8 protein-coding genes are annotated in these 21,075 nt (G+C 72.2%); 3 read left to right on the top strand and 5 right to left on the bottom strand.

Going from position 1 to position 21,075, the window contains the following annotated elements; genetic code table 11:
• Positions 1 to 673: 673 nt before the first annotated feature.
• Complete coding sequence (locus tag ACFYO5_RS09415; protein ID WP_388706127.1) at positions 674 to 1,252, bottom strand: restriction endonuclease; 579 nt, start codon at positions 1,250 to 1,252, stop codon at positions 674 to 676.
• 146 nt (positions 1,253 to 1,398) lie between these two features.
• Positions 1,399 to 2,961, bottom strand: a complete 1,563-nt coding sequence (locus tag ACFYO5_RS09410; protein ID WP_388706125.1) for a polysaccharide lyase family 1 protein — start codon at positions 2,959 to 2,961, stop codon at positions 1,399 to 1,401.
• Between the two features lie 914 nt (positions 2,962 to 3,875).
• Here ACFYO5_RS09410 and ACFYO5_RS09405 point away from each other — a divergent pair.
• Both ACFYO5_RS09405 and ACFYO5_RS09400 read left to right on the top strand, forming a co-directional pair.
• A complete protein-coding gene (locus ACFYO5_RS09405) occupies positions 3,876 to 5,384 on the top strand; it encodes a SulP family inorganic anion transporter (RefSeq protein ID WP_388706123.1) in 1,509 nt (502 codons plus the stop codon).
• Positions 5,385 to 5,999: 615 nt separating this feature from the next.
• Positions 6,000 to 6,758 carry a hypothetical protein gene (locus ACFYO5_RS09400; RefSeq protein WP_388706121.1) on the top strand — a complete coding sequence of 253 codons (759 nt, stop codon included), beginning with the start codon at positions 6,000 to 6,002 and terminating at the stop codon, positions 6,756 to 6,758.
• A gap of 144 nt (positions 6,759 to 6,902) precedes the next feature.
• Here ACFYO5_RS09400 and ACFYO5_RS09395 read toward each other — a convergent pair whose 3' ends face one another.
• Positions 6,903 to 7,121 (bottom strand): MbtH family protein, encoded by a 219-nt coding sequence (locus ACFYO5_RS09395; protein ID WP_388706119.1) that lies wholly within the window; start codon positions 7,119 to 7,121, stop codon positions 6,903 to 6,905.
• Between the two features lie 161 nt (positions 7,122 to 7,282).
• Between ACFYO5_RS09395 and ACFYO5_RS09390 the strand changes: the two genes are divergently transcribed.
• On the top strand, positions 7,283 to 8,386 hold the full coding sequence (locus ACFYO5_RS09390; RefSeq protein WP_388706117.1) for an alpha/beta hydrolase-fold protein: 1,104 nt from the start codon (positions 7,283 to 7,285) through the stop codon (positions 8,384 to 8,386).
• A 4-nt stretch (positions 8,387 to 8,390) separates the two neighbouring features.
• Here the strand turns inward: ACFYO5_RS09390 and ACFYO5_RS09385 are convergent, their stop codons facing one another.
• Complete coding sequence (locus ACFYO5_RS09385; RefSeq protein ID WP_388706115.1) at positions 8,391 to 10,091, bottom strand: ABC transporter ATP-binding protein; 1,701 nt, start codon at positions 10,089 to 10,091, stop codon at positions 8,391 to 8,393.
• The gene (locus ACFYO5_RS09380; RefSeq protein WP_388706113.1) at positions 10,078 to 21,021 is read right to left on the bottom strand and encodes an amino acid adenylation domain-containing protein; all 10,944 of its coding nucleotides are present in this window, start codon (positions 21,019 to 21,021) and stop codon (positions 10,078 to 10,080) included. The genes ACFYO5_RS09385 and ACFYO5_RS09380 overlap by 14 nt, the downstream gene beginning before the upstream one ends.
• Between the last annotated feature and the right edge of the window lie 54 nt (positions 21,022 to 21,075).

Here is a 21,075-nt window from a genome sequence, read left to right as displayed (position 1 = left end):
GGGGGGGGGGGGCCCGGGGGGGGGTTTCACCCCGTGTGGGTTGCCCCCGCGGGGGGGCCCCGCCCCCCCCCGGGGGGGGGGCGGGGGGGGGGCCCCCCCCCCCCCCCCCCCCCCGCGGCCGGGCGGTGTGCGTCCAGCCGACGTGGTCCGGCTGCCGCTCCGGTGACCCGGCCCGGCGCGCGGCTACGACCATGGCCGGCGGCGGCCCGGACGACGATGCCGACGCCGGCCCGAAGCGTCGCGAAGCGGCGTGGAGCGGCCCGGAGCGGCCGATGCCCGCGGTGAGGGGCGGGCTGCGGGCCGGACACCCAGGACGTCGCCGACGTGGGACGCGTCGGCGCCGACGTCCAGTTGGGAGTGTCGGCGCCGACGGCCGGTGCGGCTCTGTGGGCGACCATTCGGCGTCCGGCGCTGTCCCCTCGTTCAGCCGACGGGTCGTAAGGGGTGGGCGTCCCGAGTGGCGGCCGGTGAAGCGCCCGACCCGGCCTTACCGCAGGGACCGGACTCGATCCGGACCTGACGCGGTCGGGCCGAGGCACGCGCGGCCGACCTCGGGGACCGCGCGGGTGCGACGTACCGGAACCCGATCCGCACCTGGCTCCGCACGCGCCATGTCACCGGCGGCCGCCGTCGACACGGTGGCTCCCGGCTCCGTGCCCCCCACGGCGTCCGGTCAGTCGCGGTCGGGATGCAGCCTGCGGTTCGTGCCGGACCGGCCGATGTCCAGGTCCAGGAACGAGGTCAGCGGGGTGCCGCTGTTCCAGAAGCCGAGCAGATTCACGTCGATGAGGACCAGGTCGTGCCGGGCGGCGAAGTCGCGGGCCGGCCTGGTGAACACGCAGGAGGCCACGAAGACGGGGACATCGGCCCGGTGCTCCGCCCGTGCGGTGCCGTTGAAGGTCTGGAGGTCACGACTGCCGACCGTGCGGTGCTTCGCATAGCGCTTGCACTGGATGACGACACGGCGGCCGTCGGGCAGTCGGCCGGTCACGTCCGCTCCGAGGTCCCCGGCGCCTCCGACGCGCCGGACGTCGGTGCAGCCGTCCCGGCGGCACAACTCGGCGACGTACTCCTCGAAGCGACGGTCGTCCATCGCCCACACCTCGTCCAGCGACCGACGGGCCTGCCGCCGGGCCTCCTCGGCGAGCCTGCTCCTCTCCGCCCGCGCCTCGCGCCGCCCGGCACGCACCAGACCCGTGACGACGACCGCGACCACGATGACGGACAACACCAGCAGCAACACGGTGCCCATGCGTCGAATCCCCTCCCCCGACTTCTTGCGGAGCCGTCTTGTTGCTGCCCCCGCAAGGGCGGCTCCACCCGGCGTCGGGGATATGAGATCCGGCCGATCGGCGTGTCCCGGCGCCACGTCCGGCACCGGGACCGCCGACCGCTCGACTACTGGGCGTAGGTCTCGAACTCGGCGACCTTCGGAGTGCCGGTCGAACCGGTGATCTCGAAGGTGATCTTGCTCAGCGAGGTCCGCGGGAAGGTGATGGCTCCCGCGCCGCTGCCCGAGGTCAGCACGGCCCCGGTGTCACCGTTGACCACCTTCCACGCCCCGATGACGCCCGCCGATCCGGCCGCTTCCCGGATGTTGATCCTGGACACGGACGTGGCGGTGCCCCACTTGATCGAGATGGCACCGGTCGAACCGGCCGGCGACCAGTACGTGCCCACGTCGCCGTCGCGCACGTTGCCGTAACTCGTTCCGCCGCCCTTGCTGGAGCCGTCCGAGCCGGCCCCGATGCTCAGGTTGGTTCCGCCGGGCTGGTTCGGTCCCGAGGTGGGGCTGGTGCTCGCCGTGGGCGTGGCGGACGTGGGCGGTGTGCTCGGGGTCGACGTCGGTGACTGGACGGAGCAGCTGCCGTTCGACACCTGGAGGCCCTTGCCGGCCCCGGCCGTGCGGCTCACGACGTCCGGCACGCACGCGGCGGCGTCGAGGGTGTAGGCGTAGGGGATGCTGACCGTGGTGTTGGACTGCGGGTTGGGTCCGGCGGGCTTGTTGTCGGTGCCGGGGCTCGACCAGGTAACGTTGTCGAAGATGTTTCCGCTGACCTGCCAGTAGCCGGCCGCGTCCGTGTAGAAGGTGCCCAGGACGTCCTTGGAGTCCTCGAAGTAGTTGTTGTCCACCTTCGCGCGCGCCCCGGCACGGGAGTTGATGCCGGACTCGTTCAGGCTCACGTAGTGGTTGTTGTAGATGTGCGCCGTCCCGCCGCGCAGCAGCGGCGTGCGGGAGTCGATGTTCTGGTAGAGGTTGTGGTGGTAGGTGATGTACCCGTTCGAGAGGTCGCTCTCGCTGGAGCCGACCAGACCACCACGGCCCGAGTTGCGCAGGATGCTGTACGACAGCGTCACGTACTGGGTGTTGTCCTTCATGTCGAAGAGGCCGTCGTAGCCCTCCGACTCCCCGCCCGACGCCTCCAGTGTCGTGTGGTCGACCCAGACGTTGCGGACACCGCTCTCCATGCCGATGGCGTCGCCGCCGTTGGAGGTGGGCGAGCCGGACTTCTTCACGTTCTTGATGGTCACGTTCTGGATGACGATGTTGCTGGCCTCACGGAGGTGGATGCCGACCTGGTCGAACACGGCTCCGCTGCCGACGCCGACGATCGTGACGTTGCTGATCTGCTTCAGCTCGATCACCCCGGCCGCGGTGTTGCAGCTGGTCCCCGACACCTTGGCGGTGTTGGCGTGGTTGATCGTTCCCTCGACCTCGATGGTGATCGGGGTGCTGCTGGCGGCTCGGCCGCACAGCGCCGCGTGGATCGCGGTTCCCGTGGTGGCCCGCACCGTCTGGCCGCCGGCTCCGCCGGTGGTGCCGCCGTTCTGGGTCGCGTAACCGGTGGCGGAGCCGGTCGCCGCGGAGGCCTCCGGCATCGAGAGCACGACGCCCACCGCGGCCGCGATGGCCATCGCGGCCGACGCGGCGGAGAGTCGTAGGGCGACTTTTCTTTGCATGGATGTCTCCTGAGTTCTCGGTCCTGCCTGACCTCAAGTTGCTGTCGCACACGGAGCGATGTTGTCGGTGGACCGTCACATCGAACCGTGATGCGCACCCTTCGGTCGACGGGCATGCCGACGTCGCGGGCGGCCCCGTGCCGGATCACCGGCGGCTCGTGCACGAGTCGCGGTACTCACCGCGACGGTCGCTCCCCTGCGGCGGTCCAAGCCTTGGGAAAGCGCTTTCCGTCGGCGACGATAGGGGCCCTGCGGCGGCGTGGCAAGGGTCCGGGAAGGGTGGACCGCGAAGAAGCCGAAGCCCCTGCGACCCCGTTCCGCCACAGGCCGAACGCACTCCACGGCCGGTTGTCGCGTTGCTCTCGTGAACAGTTCAGTCGCGCGTCGAGCCGCTTCCGTCGCGATGGCGCTTTCCAGGCAGGACGGGGCCCGGCTCCCCTCCTCGTTCCCATATGTGAATCTGGGTGATGTACGTGATCAGCCCACGGCTCCGGACGTCACCGTCGTCAGGGCTCTGCTGCGCCGTAGCGACCAGGTCTCGTCAGCGCGCTGCTCCGACGCGGTGACCAGGTCTCGTCAGGTCTCCCGGCCGGGACTCGGTAGAGTCTCCATGGCCTCGGGCCGGCTTCCGGCCGCGCCCGTTCGCCAGGTGCGGGACGGCGTCCCGCACCGCCGACCGTGTCGGGGCCGACGAAGCCCCCGGCGAAGTCCGATGTCCGCGGGAGAACCGGGTGCGCGTGTCCGTGGCGACCGGCGCCGCCTGCCCGCCGTGATCCTTCGTCTCCGGCGCCGCCTTGCCCCCTCGCCGGTCGCCCCGCGCTCCGCGCTCCGCAGCCTTCCCGCCCCGCCCTCCCCGCCTTTCGCGCGCCCGCCGTGATGGCGGGTGAGCCCGAGCACGACAGGTTCTTCTTCCCTTGCCTTCCTCCGCACCGTCCCCGGCCGCATGGCTGCGTGGCTCCCGGCGTCCCACCTGGCTGACCGATCCGAAGGTGCTGCGCACCGAGGTGCTGGCCGGTCTCGTGGTCGCCCTGGCGCTGATTCCGGAGGCGATCTCCTTCTCGGTCATCGCCGGGGTCGACCCCGCCATCGGCCTGTTCGCCTCGTTCACGATGGCCGTGACCATCGCCGTGGTCGGCGGCCGGCCGGCGATGATCTCCGCGGCCACCGGTGCGGTGGCCCTCGTCATCGCACCGCTCAACCGCGAGCACGGCTTCGGCTACCTCGTCGCGGCCGTCGTCCTGGCCGGGGTCGTCCAGATCGCCCTGGGCGCTCTCGGGGTGGCCAAGCTGATGCGTTTCGTGCCGCGCAGCGTGATGGTCGGCTTCGTCAACTCCCTCGCGATACTGATCTTCATGGCGCAGGTGCCGGAGATGACGGACGTGCCCTGGCCGGTCTATCCGCTGATCGCCGCCGGCCTGGCCCTCATGGTGTTCTTCCCCAGGGTCACGTCGGTGGTCCCGGCTCCGCTGGTGTCCATCGTCATCCTCACGGTCATCACCGTCGCGGCGGGGATCGCGGTGCCGACCGTGGGCGACAAGGGCGACCTTCCGTCCGCGCTGCCGGTGCCCGGCCTGCCGGACGTGCCGTTCACCCTCGACACCCTCACCACCGTCGCCCCCTACGCGCTCGCCATGGCGTTGGTCGGACTGATGGAGTCGCTGATGACGGCCAAGCTGGTGGACGAGATCACCGACACCCACTCCTCCAAGACCCGCGAATCCGTCGGGCAGGGCGTCGCCAACATCGTCACGGGACTTCTCGGCGGCATGGGCGGTTGCGCCATGATCGGGCAGACGATGATCAACGTACGGGTGTCCGGCGCCCGTACCCGGCTGTCCACGTTTCTGGCGGGGGCGTTCCTGATGGTGCTGTGCATCGTCTGCGGGCCGGTCGTCTCCGACATCCCCATGGCCGCGCTCGTCGCCGTGATGGTCATGGTGTCGGTGGCCACGTTCGACTGGCACTCCGTCGCCCCGAAGACGCTCAGGCGGATGCCGGCCGGGGAGATCACCGTCATGGTGGTCACCGTCGCCTGTGTGGTCGCCACCCACAACCTCGCCATCGGTGTCGTCGTCGGCTCGGTCACGGCCATGGTCATCTTCGCCAAGCGGGTCGCCCACCTCGCCGAGGTCACCGCGGTCATCGCTCCCGACGGTACGACCGTCGTCTACCGGGTCACCGGTGAACTGTTCTTCGCCTCGTCCAACGACCTCGTCGGCCGCTTCGACTACGCCACGGACGCCGACCGGGTCGTCATCGACCTGTCCGCCGCCCACATCTGGGACGCCTCCTCCGTCGCGGCGCTGGACGCCATCGAGAGCAAGTACGCCCAACGCGGCAAGAGCGTCGAGATCACCGGTCTCAACGAGCCCAGCGCCCGCATCCACGAGACACTCAGCGGCGAACTCGCGGGCAACGGCTGACCTGAGCCGCCGATGCCCGGCGGGCACGGGGAGATCGCGGTCGGACCATGAGGCGTCGACCACCGACGAGACCGACCGGCTGACCGCTGTCGGCCGGCGGTTGTTAGTTGCCGGCTGACGGCTGACGACTGTGTGCTGTCGGCCGTGTGTTGTCGGCTGCGGGACGGCGAACGGCCGAGTACCGCGCGCGTTCAGCATCTCGCCGCAGCGCCCGCACACCTACTGTCCGTTGCCTCGCGTCACCCGTGCGATCACCGGCCTCACCGACATCACGGCCGCAACAGTTGGCGACGCACTGGTTCGCCCCCGGTCGTGCGCTCGGACGCTCGGGACCGCAGGCCGCTGAACAGCCCCGGAACCGGAGCGGATTCGTCGACGACCTCGCTCGGTGAGTGCCGTGCGGTCCCGCCCCGCCGTCACCGTACGACCGCAGGCCACAGTCATGAGCCAACCGCACGTCGCACCGGTCGCACTGTTCGAGCAGCGGCAACGCGGTGAGGGCCGAGTTGGACACCGCGGAGGGTGTGCTCCGTAGTATCACTACGACAAATCGCCGTAGCTGTCGTGGTTCGGCGGCCCGCGGCCTGTCGGGTCCTATCAAGGAGCGTGAACGTCATGTCCGAGACGACGACACAGACAAACGGGGTGACCAGCCAGTACGCGGCACAGGTCGCCGCTGACCTGGAGCGCAATCTCAAGGAGCACGACCGCATCGCCGGTGAGGTGGCCGTGCTCCAGGAGCAGTTGGCCTCCCTGGAGAAGGACCGCGCGGTGCTGCTGAGCGTGCAGCAGGCCCTCGGTGTCGAGTCCGCGTCCGCCGCGCCCGCGGTCGAACACGCCCCTGCGGTACCCGCTCCCCGGAAGAAGACCCCGGCCCGCCCCTCCCGTCGGTCGAAGGCCAGGAAGTCCGAGGCGGCCGCTCCGCAGGTGACCGCCACCAAGACGGCCGCCACGAAGACCGCCGACACCGAGCCCGCCGACACGAAGACCGCCACCAAGACAGCCGCCACAAAGACCGCCGACACGAAGACGGCCGACACGAAGGCCGCGGTCAAGAAGACGGCCGACAAGAAGACGGCATCCCGCAAGGCGGCCCCGAAGCCCGATCAGCCCTCGCTCGTCTCCCTGGTCCGCGAACACCTCGCCGTTCAGAGCGAACCGCGCTCCGCGGCCGAGGTCGCCCAGTCACTGGGTCAGCAGCACCCCGAACGCGGCATCAAGGCAACGGTCGTACGCACCACCCTCGAGGGGCTGGTGGCCAAGAACCACGCCCAGCGCACCAAGCAGGGCTCGTCCGTCTTCTACACCACCCCCGAGGCGTCCGCCCCGGCCACGGGCGCGCAAGAGGCTCCGCAGGAGGGCCCCTCCGCCTGACACGGGCCGAGGACTCCCCCGCTCACCCGGTCCACGAGGTCGCCGTGGTCGTCGCGCGGCGACCTGGACTGCCCGCGTCCACAAGGCGGTTGCCGCCACCCGGACCTCACCGGGCGGACCGGCCCCACCCCCGGCCGACTGTCCTCAGGTCAGGCCGTCCATGGTCGCCGCGAGGGAACGGGGGCGCAGATCCGTCCAGTGGGACTCGACGAAGTCCAGGCACGCCTGTCGGGTGTTCTCGGGGAGGGCGACCGACCATCCGCCGGGCACGTCGGCGAAGGACGGCCAGAGGGAGTACTGGCCCTCGTCGTTCACCAGGACCAGGAACCGGCCTTCGGTGTCGTCGAAGGGGTTGGTGCTCATGCTCGGTGCCTCCTCGGGTCCGGCGCGGGGCGAGGCCGGAGCGGCCCTGAACGCCCCTCGGGACGGGGTTCGGGGGATGGAAAGAAGCAGTCAATTAGGTTAGCCTCACCTAATTGACAGTCAGCTTATCCTTCCGACCTCCCCCTCACAAGGAGACGTTCATGCACCTGGTGAGCGAACGGGAGAACGACTTCGCCGAGTTCGGGCTGCCCGGCGAGCCCGGCACCGAGGCGTTCTGGGCGACGGCGAGGACACCCGCCTCGACGCCCGCCGGTGGCGGCGGCGGTGACTGGACCACCCTGTTCCTGTGGCGCGGTTCTCCGGCGAGCATCGACTTCGAGAGCTGGTCGGAGCCGGTGCCCCTGCGCCGCTGGGGCGCCTCGGACTGCTGGTACGCCGAGGTGCGCATGCCCGCCCGGCTGCGGGTCACGTACCGCTTCCTGGTGGCCGGCGCGGCGTACGCCGATCCGCTCAACCCGGTCGGTGCGGGCGGTGACCGGTCCATCGCCGCGACCCCGGACGCCCCCGCTCAGCCGCACTGGCCCGTCCTCGGCGCCGCCGACGTCCTGCCGCTCCCCCGCACCCGGATCCGTTGGGCCGGCGAGCGGCTCGGCGGGCGGCGCACCGTGCGCGTCCACCCGGTGGGCGGCGGCGGTCCGCTGGTCCTGCTGCTCGACGGGGACGACTGGCTGTATCTGCACCCGGCGACGACCGCGTTCGAGTCCGCCGTCGCCGCCGGCGAGATGCCCCCCGTCACGCTCGTCTTCCTGCCGGCCGGGGACAGGGACGCCGAGTTCGGGTGCGGGCGCGCGCTGTGGGAGGCGGTCCGGGACGAACTGCTGCCGCTGGTGGCGGAGAGCGGCGTACCCGCCGACCCGGACCGGCTCGTCGTCGCCGGGCAGAGCCTCGGCGGACTGAGCGCGATGTACGCGGCGCTGGACTTCCCCGACCTGGTGTCCCGCGTCGCCTGCCAGTCGGGGTCGTTCTGGTGGACGCCCGACGCCGTCGCGTCACGGGATCCGTTGGCCGGTCCGGTCGGCGGCGCCGTCGCCGCGCGCCTGCGGGAGCGACCCGACCTGTCGGGGCTGCGGGTCGCGTTCGACGTGGGGGAGCACGAGACGCGGATGCTGCCCCACTGCGAACTCACCGAGGCCCTCGCCGAGCGGGCCGGGGCGACCGTACGGGTTTCGCGGTCCCCGTCGGGCCACGACCGGGCGGGCTGGCGGCACGCCCTCCTCAGGGACGTCGCCTGGACGCTTTCCTGACCGGTCACCGCGCCACCGCCGAGCAGTAGGCCCGGTCGGCGGCCAGGAGGTTGCGGTGGGTGTCCTCGGCGGTGATGACGCCCTCGTCGAGGACGAGGACACGGTCGGCCGCGTCCAGGAGGGCCGGGCTGCTGGTGATGACGACGGTGGTGCGGCCCCGGCGCAGCTTCGCGACGTTGCGGGCGATGAGCTGTTCGGTGACCGCGTCCACGGCCGTCGTCGGGTCGTGCAGCACGAGGATGTCGGTGTCGGCGGCGAGGGCGCGGGCCAGGGAGAGCCGTTGACGCTGTCCTCCCGACAGGTTCGCGCCGCGGTCGCGGACGGCGTGGTCGAGGCCCTCGCGGTACAGGGCGACGACGTCGGTCAGCAGGGACGCCTCGACGGCCTCCGCGACCGTCCGGCTGGTGCCCGAGGGGTCGATGTTGGTACGCAGGGTGCCCGCGAAGATCTCGGCGTCGTAGGGGTTGACGAGCAGGTGCTCGCGGACGGCCTCGATCGAGAGGTCCGCCAGGTCCTCGCCGCCCACCCGGACCGTTCCCTCGTACGCGTCGGGCGGGACGTGGCCGGCCAGGATCGACGCCAGGTCGGCCGCGGCGCGCGGCTGGTAGGCGGCGATCGCCACGAACTCGCCCGCCCGCACGCGTAGTCCGAGCTTGCGCAGGGCGCCGTGCCGGACGCGGTCCAGCTCCAGGTCCGCGCCCGCGGCGGGTCGGCGGGGTCCGGGCGTCGTGACCGGTGGCGCGGTCAGCACGAGCGCCATCCGCTCGGCCGAGGCGCGGGCGATCATGACGTACTTCGGCATCTCCGAGAACAGCTTGAGCGGTTCCATGATGAACTGCGCGAGGCCTACGGCCATGACGAGTTCGCCGACGGTGATCTGCCCGTCGAAGGCCAGCAGTCCCGCCGTCAGTGTCACCGCCGCGGCGAGGACCGCGTTGAGCGCCAGCGCGGTGCCCGCGTACACGCCGTTCACCCTGGCGACGGTGACCGCCTGGTGCTTCGCCTCCGTACTGACCTTCCGGTAGGAGCGGAAGGCCGCGTGGTTGCCGCCGAAACCGTGCAGCGGGCGCAGGCCGGTGATGAGGTCGGCGACCTTGGCGCCGGCCCGCGCCACCCGGGCCTGCTGTTCCCGGGTGCCGGCGCCGATCCGCCCGGACAGCACACTGAGGGTCGACAGGATGGCGACGGTTCCGACGATCACCAGCAGGCCGAGCCGTATGTCGGCCAGGCCCAGCGCGACCGCCGCGACCAGTACCGCGACCAGTGAACTGACCAGCAGCGGCACCACCTCGATGATGTCGGCGGTCTGGTCGGCGTCCTCGGTGGCGATGGTCAGCACCTCGCCGGACTTGAGGTCCATGTCCCGGGCGACCGGCTGGAGGCCGCACTCCGCGACCTGTACCCGCCAGCGGTGCGCCTCCGTCGTGTTGGCCTTCTGCAGGATGCGCATCCCGAACCGCCAGGACAGCGAGACGATCGTGATGAGCACGGCCAGCGCGGCGATCGACAGGGCGAGCGCGCCGGGGCTCCGGTCCCGCAGCGCGTGTTCGACGATCAGGCCGAGGGCGATGGGGAAGGCGGTCTCACCGGCCTGGTAGAGGCCCATGAGGAGGGTGCCCCAGACCATGGCGCCGACGTTTCGGCGCAGTGCGGTCCGCAGGATGTCGGGCCCCGGGCGGGGTCGCCGTGTGTCAGGAGTTGTCATCGAGGTGGCGTGCAATCGCTTCCGGGGTGCGCAGGGTGAACAGGTCGCGGATGGTGATCACCGGACCGTACTCGCGGCGCAGCAGTCCGATCAGCCGCACCGCCAGCATGGAGTGCCCTCCGAGGGACACGAAGTCGCCGACCGCGCTCACCTCGTCGTCGTCCAGGTCCAGTGCTTCGGCGAAGAACTCGCACACCACGGTCTCGGTCCCGGTGCGCGGGCCGCGCTCCGCGCCCGTGGTCAGCGCGCCCAGCGGCCTGGCCTCGGGCAACGCCTCGGTGTCGGTCTTGCCGTTCACCGTCAGCGGGATGCCGTCGACCCGGGCGTAGTGCGTCGGGCGCAGGAAGTCCGGGAGGGCGGCGCCCACTTGGGCGGCGACCGTGGCGAGGTCGGAGCCGTCCAGCACGAGATAGGCGGCCAGCCGGTGGGCACCGTCGACCTGAGGGTCGGGCTGGGCGACCGCGGCGGCGAACCGCACCGCCGGGTGCGCCGTGAAGGCGGCCTCGACCTCGCCGAGTTCGACCCGGTGGCCGCGGATCTTGACCTGCTGGTCGGTGCGGCCGAGGTACATCAGGTTCCCGTCGGGCCGGCGGATCACCAGGTCGCCGGTGCGGTACATGCGCTCACCGGGTGCGCCGAAGGGGTCGGCGACGAACCGGTGCGCGGTCTGGGCGGGCTGCCCGAGATAGCCGCGCGCGATACCGATGCCCGACACGTACAGCTCGCCGGGGACCTCGTCCGGTACGGGCCGCAGCCACGGATCGAGCACGTACACGTCGGTGTTGTCGATCGCCACGCCCACCACCGGGTCCTGGCATTCGAAGGTGCCGACGCCGAGGGTGTTGATGGTGTACTCGGTGGGTCCGTACAGGTTGTATCCGACCGTCCCCTCGGTCTCGGCGAGCCGCTGCCACAGCGTCGGCGTCACGGCCTCGCCGCCCAGCAGCACCAGGGCCGGCCGAGTTGCGGGGTCGTCCAACAGGCCCTCGGCGATGAGCTGTCGGGCGTACGTCGGGGTGACGTTGACGACGTCGATGCCGTGTTCGAGGCAGTACTCGACCAACCGGGGTGCGTCCCGGCGCAGTTCCTCGTCGCAGATGTGCACCTCGTGGCCGTCGGCGAGCCACAGCAGCTCCTCCCACGACATGTCGAAGGCGAACGACACGGTGTGTGCGATCCGGAAGACGCGGTGGTCGTGTTCGGCCAGCACCGGCTCGAAGACGCGTCGCTGATGGTTGATCAGCATGTTGGTGAGTCCCGCGTACTCGGTCACCACGCCCTTGGGCTTCCCGGTCGATCCGGAGGTGTAGATCGTGTACGCGGGGTGCCGCAGGCGGTTCGGGTCGTCCGGCGCGAACGTCACGAACGGCTCGGCGTCGGGCAGTGGGCGGTCCAGTTCGACGAGGTCGCCGGTCAGCCGGGGCGACACGGCGCTCACGGTGAGGATCACGTCCGGGCGGGCGTCCGCGACGATCGCGGCGATCCGCTCGTCCGGATGGTCCAACTCCAGCGGTACGTACGCGGCGCCGGTGCGCAGCACGGCGAACAGGGCCACGATCGAGTCGGGGGACCGCGGGATCGCCAGCCCGACGGTCGTCTCGGGGCCGATACCGCGCGAGGCGAGCACGCCCGCCACCGCCCGGCTGCGGTCCCGGAGCCGGGCGAAGGTCATGGTCGACCCGTCGGCGACGAGCGCGACGCGCTCCGGATCACGGTCCGCCGCCCGGTCGAACCGGTCGACGACGGTGTCCGTGCCGACGTCGGTGCGCGCCGTCCGTGAGGGTGTCGGCCCCGGCCCCCGCACCGCGCCGACCGGCCCGGTGGAGCGGGCCAGGTCTTCCAGCATCCGCACGTAGTCGTCGAGGAGACGGCGGGCATTCTCGGTGGAGCCGTCGCGGTGCTCCAGCTTGACGGTGAGCCGGTCGCCGGGCGTGACGACCCAGGTGAACGGGTAGTGGGTGGAGTCGTCGGCCTGCACCGAGGTGATGCCGTGCCGGGTGTTCATCTCGGCGAGAGCGTCCAGGTCGAGGAAGTTCTGGAGCACGAACAGGTTGTCGAACAGGGTGTCGTGCCCACTGGCCCGCTGGATCTCGCCGAGCCCCAGGTGTTCGTGCTCCATCGCTTCGACCCTGGCCGCCTGTACGGCCGTCAGGTAGTCGCGGACGGTGTCGTCCGGGCGGGGGCGCGTCCACAGGGGCACGGTGTTCAGCAGCACGCCGACGATGTCGGTCAGCCCCTCGCCCTCCCGGCCGGAGACGGTCACACCGAACACGGCGTCACCGCGGCCCGTGCGGGCGCCGAGGAGGAGGCCGAAAGCGCCGGTCAGCAAGGAGTTCAGGGTGACGCCGTGCGCTCGGGCCGCCTCCCGCAAGACCTGCGACCGTTCGGCGGACAGGTCGCGCACGAGCGCGCGCGGCAGGCCGTCCGAGAGGGCCGGTGCGGGTCCGGCGAGCAGTGTCGGGCCGGGAAGTCCGGCGAGGTGCTCCGCCCAGAAGCGTTCCGCCAGGGCGGGGTCCTTGGCGTCGAGCGTGCGGGCGTGGTCCTCGAAGCTCGGTGTGGCCGGGACCGGCACGAGGGGCTCGCCGGCGACGACGGCCTCGTAGGCGTCGAACAGGTCGCGCAGCACGATCTCGCGGGACCAGCCGTCCCACAGCAGCAGGTGGTAACTCAGCAGCAGCCCGTCGCGGTCCCCGGCGAGGCGTACCACGGTCAGCCGGACCAGCGGCGGCTCCCCGGGGTCGAACCCGGTGTCACGGTCCCGGACGCGCAGCTCCTCGACCGCCGCCTCGCTCGACACCTCGACCGTGCGTACGGCGACCTGGCGGGCACCGCCGAGGACCTGGACGGGGCTTCCGTGGTCGTCGGTGCCGAAGCCGGCGCCGACCACCGGGTGCCGCGCGACGACGTACGCCATGGCACGGGCCAGGGCGTCGGTGTCCAGGCGCCGGTCGAAGGTGAACCAGCTCTGGGCGACGTAGTGTCCGGCCGGCCCCGCCAGCGTGGCCTGGAAGAACAGGCCTCGCTGGAGCGGGGTGACCGGTGCCGTGCGCTCGGCCGTCGAGGAGGCGTCCGCGAGGCGTTCCAGCGCGCTGAGCCAGTGCTCGGTGATCTTGTCGGGGATGCCCTGGGCGAGGGTGAAGGCCGCGTGCAGGCTTCCGGTGGCGGCGTCGGTCCAGGCGTTGACCTCGACGGCGTACGGACTGCTCCGATCGCCGCCCGAGAGGTGCGGGACCTGGGACTCGCCGCCCCGGCCGAGGTAGTTGAACAGCACCTGAGGGCGAGCGGTCAGCAGCGGGGCGGTCTGCGGGTTGAGATGGCGGAGCAGGCCGTAGGCGACGTGCGCGTGCTCGTCGGGCCGGCGTTCGGCGACCTCGCGGGCCGCCGCGACCGGGTCGGTGTGGGCGGTGAGCCGTACGGGGGCGACGGTGGTGAACCAGCCGACCGTGCGGGTGTAGTCGTGGTGCTCCAGCGCCGGCACCCGGCCGTGCGTCTCCAGGTCGATGGCGAGGTCGGTGGGCGACGGCTGGACGCGGGTCAGCGCGGTGCGCAGCGCGCCGCACAGCAGCTCGGTGAGCCCGACGCCGAGTGCGACGGGCGCGGTACGCGTCAGGCGGTCGCTCACCTCGGGCGCGAGCGTCACCGTGGTCTCGCGCGGGCCGTCGACGGCGGGCAGCAGCGCGGGCGCCCGGAGCGTGGTGATCCAGTGCCCGAGGCCGTCGGTGTCGTGGGCGGACCGGGCCGCCAGGGCTTCGGCGTACTCGGCGTAGGGCGTGGTCGGCGACGCGAGGGGCTCGCCGCGCAGGGCGGTGGCCAGGTCGTCCAGCAGGATCAGCCAGGACACCGCGTCGACGGCGAGGTGGTGGACGGTGACGACCAGGGTCCGGTTCGCCTCCAGCCATGAGAACGCGACGACGTCCCCGGACTCGGGATCGAGCCGTCCCGCGGCCTCGTCGGCCACGGCCGTCGTGTCGGTGGCGTCCGTCCGGACGACGGTCACCTCGCGGGCGGGTTCGGTGCGCAGCGTCCACACCCCGTGCTCGACGCGCAGCCGCAGCCGCAGGACGGGGTGCGCGGCCACGACGGCGTCGGCGGCGCGGCGGACGTCGGCCAAGCCGGTGCCCTCCGGGGCCACCAGCGTTCTGGCCTGGGCGAACCGGGCGAGCGAGCCGCCCAGTTCCCGCTGGCGCAGCATGATCGGCGTCGGTGTCAGCGGTCCGTCCTCGCGGTGGGCGGGCGCGGGGGCGACGGGTCGGGGGGGTGCGGTGCGTGTCGCCAGGTGCTCGGCGAGCGCGCGCGGCGTGCGGAACAGGAACACGTCGCGTGGCGTGATCGGCAGGCCGAGCGCCCTGGCCCGGTTGATCACGGTGATGGCGACGATGCTGTCGCCCCCGGCCCGGAAGAAGTCGGTGTCACCGTCCACGGTGGAGCCGGGCAGGGTCTCGGCGAAGAGGGCGACGAACGTGGCGAGCGGCGAGTCGCGCAGCGCGTCTCCCGCCGCCATCGGGGTCTCCTCCCGTGCGGCGCGCGCGGTGAGGGCCTCGCGGTCGAGCTTGCCGTTGACCGTGAGCGGCAGGGCGTCGATCGGCAGCACCCGGCCGGGCACCAGGTGGACGGGCAGTTTCGCGGACAGCAGGCCCGTGAAGTCGTCGGGCACCCGGCCCACGACGTGCGCGACGAGATGGTCGGCGCTGTCCGCCACGGTGACGGCCACGTCGACCACACCGTCCAGTTCCCTGACCGCCGCCTCCACCTCGGCCGGCTCGACGCGGAAACCCTTGAGTTGGACCTGGTCGTCGGCGCGTCCCACGAACCGCAGCTCGCCGTCGAGGGTACGGCGGGCCAGATCGCCCGTGTGGTACATGCGGGAGCCGTCGCCCGTGAACGGGTCGGCCACGAACCGGCCGGCGGTGAGGCCCGGCCGGCCCAGGTAGCCGAGCGACACCTGGTCACCGGCGACGTAGATGGCGCCCACCCGGCCCGGCGGCACGGGGCGGAGCCGGTCGTCGAGCAGGTGGGTGACCAGGCCGGGAATCGGACCGCCTATCGGGCTGACGTCGTCGCCGGGCCCGAAGTCCGCGTCGGTGAGCACCCGGTGGGTGACATGGACGGTGGTCTCGGTGATGCCGTACATGTTGACCAGCTCGGGCGTGCCGGTGCCGTGCCGGTCGACCCAGCCGCGCAGCCGCCCGAGGTCCAGGGCCTCGCCGCCGAAGATGACGCGGCGCAGTGCGGTGACCGGTTCGGTGGCGAGGCGGTCCGCCTCGATGAACTGGTAGAAGGCCGACGGGGTCTGGTTGAGCACGGTCACTCCGCGTTCGCGGACCAGCCGGTGGAAGTCGACCGGGGAGCGGGTCAGTCCGTACTCCGGCACCAGCAGCTCACCGCCGTGGGCCAGCGCGCCCCACAGCTCCCAGACCGCGAAGTCGAAGGAGGAGGAGTGGAACTGGACCCACACGTCGTCGGGGCCGAACCCCATGTCGGCCCGGGTGTTCGCGAGCAGTGTCACCACGCCGGAGTGGGGGACGACGACGCCCTTGGGCCTGCCGGTCGACCCGGACGTGTAGATCACGTAGGCGGGGTCGTGCCAGGTGACCTCCGCCGCCGGCCCGCCCGTGCCCGTCGGGTCGTGCCAGGTGACCTCCGCCGCCGGCCCGCCCGTGTCCGTCGGCGGTTCGTCCCCCCGCACCAGTACGCGGGCCGCGACCCCCGCGCGCGCGAGCAGCCGCGTGAAGCGGTCCCGCTGCGTACGGTCCACGAGGACGGCCTGCGGGGCGGCGTCGCCGAGGATGTACTCCAGTCGTTCGTCCGGGTACGCCGGGTCCAGCGGTACGTACGCGCCGCCCGCGCTCACGATCGCGACCAGGGTGACGACCTGTTCGAGTGAGCGCGGCATCGCGACGGCGACCCGCTTGCCCGGACCGACCCCGGCCGCGCGCAGCGCCGACGCCAACTGGTCCTTGGATCGAGCGAGTTCACCGTAGGTCAGCGATCGGGTGCCGCCGTCGAGACCGCACTGGGTGACGGCGGTGGCCGCCGGGTCGCGGAGCGCGGCCGCGTCGAAGAGGCCGCCCAGCGTCACCGGGGTGACCGGCGTGGGAGGCGCGGCGGGCACCAGCTCGTCGACCGGGGCGTCCGGTCGGGTCAGCAGGCCGGTGAGGGTCCGGGTGAACGTGCTCAGGAGCGCCTGGGCGCTCGCCTCCCGCAGCAGGTCGCCGTCGTGGATCAGGTTGAAGCGCGGCCGGCCGTCGGGCGTGCGCTCGACGACCAGGGTCAACGGGTAGTGCGGGGCGCCCTCGTTGACGAGGTCGGTGATGACCACCGTGTCGCCGGGACGGCGCAGAGCGTCCACATCGGTCGCCACGTCGAAGACGACCAGGGTGTCGAAGAGGGTTCCGGTGCCTGCCTGACGGCCGATCCTGGCCAGGGAGACGTGCTGGTGCGCCAGGACCGCGCCCTGGTGTTCCCGCACCGAGGCGAGCAGGTCCCGAGCCGTGGTGGTCCCGGCCCAACGGGCGCGCACGGGAACCGTGTTGATGAACAGGCCCACCATGTCCTCGATGCCGGGCACGTCCATGTCGCGTCCGGACACCGTGGACCCGAACACCACGTCGGTGCTGTGCAGGACGCCGCCCAGGGTGAGCGCCCAGGCGCTGTGCACGGCCACGCTGAGCGGCACACCGGCCGACCTGGCGGCCGCGTCGAGGTCGTCAACCGGCTCCACGACGGCGTCGGCGAACCGGTCGGAAGGGGTGTGCCCCTCGGCGACCAGTGAGGGGCCGGGAAGTCCGGCGAGCTGCTCCCGCCACACCCGGTCGCTCTCCTCGTCGTCGCGTTCGGCGAGCCGGCGCACGTAGTCGGGGAAGCCGCCGAGTGGATGGACGGTGCCGGGCGCGTGGTACTCGGTGAGCAGTGCGCGGAGCATCGGCGGCACCGACCAGCCGTCGGCGACGATGTGGTGCACGGTCTGCACCAGGACGGTGCGGCCGGAGCCGGCGCGGATGAGCGTGTACCGCATCAGCGGGCCGGTGGCCAGGTCGAACCCGGCGCGGCGGTCCCGTTCGGCGTGGTCGCGGAGTTCGGTATCGGTGATGCCGGGCCTGTCGAGCGTGGTGAAGGGCGCCTCGGCCCCGCTCTCCAGGACGGAGACCACCCGGCCGTCGGCGAGGGCCACGAAGCGCGCGGCCAGGTTCGGGTACAGCGCCAGCAGACGGGTGGCCGCCGTCGCGAGCCGGTCGGCGTCCACCTCGCCCGCGAGGGTCAGGAGTTGCTGCTCGATGTAGGCGCCCGGCGAGTCGTCGTCGAAGACCGAGTGGAAGTAGAGACCCTCCTGCAACGGGGTGAGGGGGAGGACGGCCCGCAGCGCCGGACCGTCCAGGGCGTCGACGTCGGTCTGGGTGAGCCGCACCAGGGGGAAGTCGCTGGGCGAGTGGCCGCCCCGGTCGAGCGCGGCCAGTCCGGTGAGTGCTTCCCGGAAGTGGTCGCCGAGGATCGTGATGTCCTCCTCGGTGAACACCCCGTCGGGCCAGGAGATGGTGGTGACCAGCTCGTAGGCGCCGCCGGGGGCGGGTTCGGCGATCGCGTTGAACTCCAGGGCGCGCGGCAGACGCATCCTGGGATCACGCTTCTCCCCCAACTGACCTGTCGCGCGAGCGAGTTGCCAGTCGTCGGTGGTGCCCGCCTCGAAGCGTCCCAGGTAGTTGAACAGCACCTGGGGTGCGGGCGCGTCGAACCGGGCGCCGGACAGGTGGCGCAGGGCGCCGTAGGGGACGCCCTTGCCGGGCACCCGGGCGAGATCCTCCTTGACCGCCTTGAGGGCGGCGGCCAGGTAGTCGGGGGCGGTGAGGTCGGCCGCCGTGCCGGGGTCCACGGTCACCGGGAAGAGGGTGGTGAACCAGCCCACGGTCCGGGAGAGGTCGGGTTCGAAGCCGGCGGCGTCCGCGACGAACCGGCCTTCACGGCCGTGGCCCTCGAGTTCCACGTGCGCGAACGTCTGGTGCTGTCCGCGTTCGCGGCGCCACCGGGCGAGGGTGACGGCGAGCGCGGTCAGCAGGACGTCGTTGACGCCCGCGTGGAACTTCGCGGGTATCCCGCCCAGCAGCGCGGCCGTGGTCGCGGCGTCGACCGTGACGGTCCGCAGCCGCTCCCGGGCGACGGTGTCGGCCGGGCCGAGCGGGCGCCTGCCCACCGGCTCGTCCGCTCCCGGCAGGGGGCGCTGGAAGTAGGCGCGGTCCGCCTCGAACGCCGTGCGCTCCAGTAGGTGTGTCCAGCGCCGGTAGGAGGTGCCCACCGGGGGCAGTTGGATCGGCGCGCCCGAGGTGAGCTGCCGCCATGCCGTGGCCAGGTCGTCCATCAGAACACGCCAGGACACGCCGTCGATCACCACGTGATGGGCGGCCAGGACGAGTTGGCGTGCCGCGCGGCGCCACACGGCTCGCAGCATCGCTCCGCCCACCGGGTCGAGACCGTCGGTGGCGAGCCTGACGCAGTCGTCGAGCGGCCGGTCGCTCTCCTGCCAGGCCGGGGCGGTCCCATCGGCCTCCGGGATGTCGAAGCTCCAGCGGTCGCCGCGCACCAGCCTGGCGCGGAGCATGTCGTGCCGTGCGACCACGGCGGCGAGGATCTGTTCGAGGCCTTCGGCGGTCAGGTCGGCGGGCGTGTTCAGGACCACCGACTGGGCGAAGCCGTCGATCGCGTCGGTGGTCTCGCCGAGCCACTGCACGATGGGCGACCCCACGACGGACCCGGTGGGGACGTCGCCGTGGTCCACCCGCGAGGTGGACTCGCGGCCGGCCACCGCCGCCAGGGCCCCCACGACGCTGTGGGTGAAGATCTGTCCTGCCGTGACGTGGAGGCCCGCCTCGCGCAGTGCGCTCAGCAGGGAGATCGCCAGGATGCTGTCCGCGCCGAGCTGGAAGATGTCCTGGTCGACCCCGACCTCGTCCCGTCGCAGAACCCGGGCGACGGCGGCGCACACCAGGCGTTCGTTCTCGGTGGCGGGCGGGACGACCGAGCCCGTGCCGGTCACGGGTTCCGGCAGCGCGTTCCGGTCGAGCTTCCCGTTCGCGGTGAGCGGGAACTCGGTCATGACGACGATGTGGGCGGGCACCATGTACTCGACCATGTGCGCGGCGGCCCAGGCCCTGACCTCGTCCGCCCGCAGGTCCTCGCGTCCGGCGGCCGGGATGACGTACCCGGTCAGGTAGGTGCCGCCGACGGAGTTCTTCCTGGCGACGACGCAGGTGTGCCGTACTCCGGGGTGTTCCGCGAGGCCGATTTCGACGTCCTCGATCTCCAGCCGCATGCCGCGGATCTTGATCTGGTGGTCGGCGCGGCCGAGGAAGTCCAGCGATCCGTCGGGGGCGTACCGCGCGAGGTCGCCGGTCCGGTAGAGCCGGGATCCGTCGGTCGCGAAGGGGTTCGCGACGAACCGGGACGCCGTCAGGCCGGGCGCGTCGACGTATCCGCGTCCCAGGAGGAAGCCGCCCACGTACAGTTCGCCGCCGACCCCGACCGGGACGGGGCGCAGTTCGTCGTCCAGGACGTACAGCTGGGTGTTGGGGTTGGCCTTGCCGATCGAGGTCGACAGGCGTTCCGCGGCGCCCCGGTAGATGACGTGCGAGACGCCGATGGTCGTCTCGGCCGGGCCGTAGCCGTGGTACAGGGGGATGTCGAGTCGGGTACGGAACCTTTCGTACAGCTCCGGGGTCAGGACCTCGCCGCCGCACCACACGTGACGGAGGCTGTCGAGGCTGCCCGAGTCGCCCGCGATCTCCAGGAGCACGTCGAGCATGGAGGAGACGAGGTAGGTGAAGGTGACGCGTTGCTCGGCGATGACGCTCAGCACGTGGTGCGGGTCGCGTTCGCCGCCGGGCCGCAGGACCACGAGCCGGGCGCCGGACACCAGGGGCAGGAAGATCTCGTTGACGGAGATGTCGAAGGACAGCGGCGCCTTGAACAGGGACGCGTCGTCGTGGCCGAAGCGCAGGATCTCCTCGACCTGCCACCGCAGGCGCTCGCTGATCGCCTCGTGGCGGATCATCGCGCCCTTGGGGCGGCCGGTCGAGCCGGACGTGAAGATGACGTAGGCCAGGGCGGCGCCGGGCACGGCGATCGCGGGGGCCTCGGTGGGGTGGGTGCCGTACCGCCAGTCGCCGAGGTCGACGGCGAGGGCCCGCGGTTCGTCCCGGTCGTGCCGGCCCGAGTCGTTGAGCTGGACGACGATCCGCGCGTCCTCGATGACGACGGCTCGGCGGGCGGCGGGCCACCGGGGGTCGAGCGGTACGAACGCGCAGCCCGCCTGGAGCACGCCGAGCAGGGCGATCACCATGTCGGCGGAGCGGCCCAGTGAGATGCCGACCACCTGTTCGGCGGTGAGTCCGTCCTCGATCAGGTGGTGGGCCAACTGGGCCGAGTGTTCCGCCGCTTGACGGTAGGTCAGGGAACGGTGCTCGTCGACGACGGCGATGGCGTCGGGCCTGGTGCGCGCCTGTTCCCGGAACATCTCGACGATGGTGGGGCGGACCCGGTCGGCGTGGGTGTCGTTCCATGTGGCGAGCGCTTCCAGCCGTGCCGCCGCACCGGACGGGCCGATGGTGCCGATGGGCCGGTCCGGGAAGTCGGCGAGGTCGTCCAGCGCGAGTTGGGCGTCGGCGGTGGTGACTCCTTCGGGGACGGGGACGGTCCATCCGTGCGCGCCGGCCTCCCGGCTGCCGGGGCCGTCACCGCCGTTGTCGACCCAGCCGAGTATCTCGGTGAACAGGGTGCCGGGGGTCAGGTCGATGCCGTCGGGGCTTCGGCCCGTCGCCCAGTACGTCAGCCCGATGGCGCACGCTTCGGCGATGGTCCGGTCGGCGTGGTCGCCGGTCCGCCGGCGCACGTCGGCCAGCCGTGTGGCGGAGAGCAGTGCGGGACGAGCGCTCGGTTCCGTCATCGAAGACTCAGCTTCCCTTCCACGGGATGAGAGGTGGCCCAAGCCGACCGGGTG

Origin of the sequence: Streptomyces sp. NPDC006259, assembly GCF_042870975.1 — a bacterium.
Taxonomy (GTDB): domain Bacteria; phylum Actinomycetota; class Actinomycetes; order Streptomycetales; family Streptomycetaceae; genus Streptomyces.
The sequence above is the reverse complement of the archived record's forward strand: the minus strand, read 5'-3'. Positions and strand labels throughout refer to the sequence as shown.

Excerpts from the sequence above, each read along its gene's own strand:
- ACFYO5_RS09415 (WP_388706127.1), bottom strand. The coding sequence starts at position 1,252 with ATGGGCACCGTGTTGCTGCTGGTGTTGTCCGTCATCGTGGTCGCGGTC.
- ACFYO5_RS09410 (WP_388706125.1), bottom strand. The coding sequence starts at position 2,961 with ATGCAAAGAAAAGTCGCCCTACGACTCTCCGCCGCGTCGGCCGCGATG.
- ACFYO5_RS09400 (WP_388706121.1), top strand. The coding sequence starts at position 6,000 with ATGTCCGAGACGACGACACAGACAAACGGGGTGACCAGCCAGTACGCG.
- ACFYO5_RS09395 (WP_388706119.1), bottom strand. The coding sequence starts at position 7,121 with ATGAGCACCAACCCCTTCGACGACACCGAAGGCCGGTTCCTGGTCCTG.
- ACFYO5_RS09390 (WP_388706117.1), top strand. The coding sequence starts at position 7,283 with ATGCACCTGGTGAGCGAACGGGAGAACGACTTCGCCGAGTTCGGGCTG.
- ACFYO5_RS09385 (WP_388706115.1), bottom strand. The coding sequence starts at position 10,091 with ATGACAACTCCTGACACACGGCGACCCCGCCCGGGGCCCGACATCCTG.
- ACFYO5_RS09380 (WP_388706113.1), bottom strand. The coding sequence starts at position 21,021 with ATGACGGAACCGAGCGCTCGTCCCGCACTGCTCTCCGCCACACGGCTG.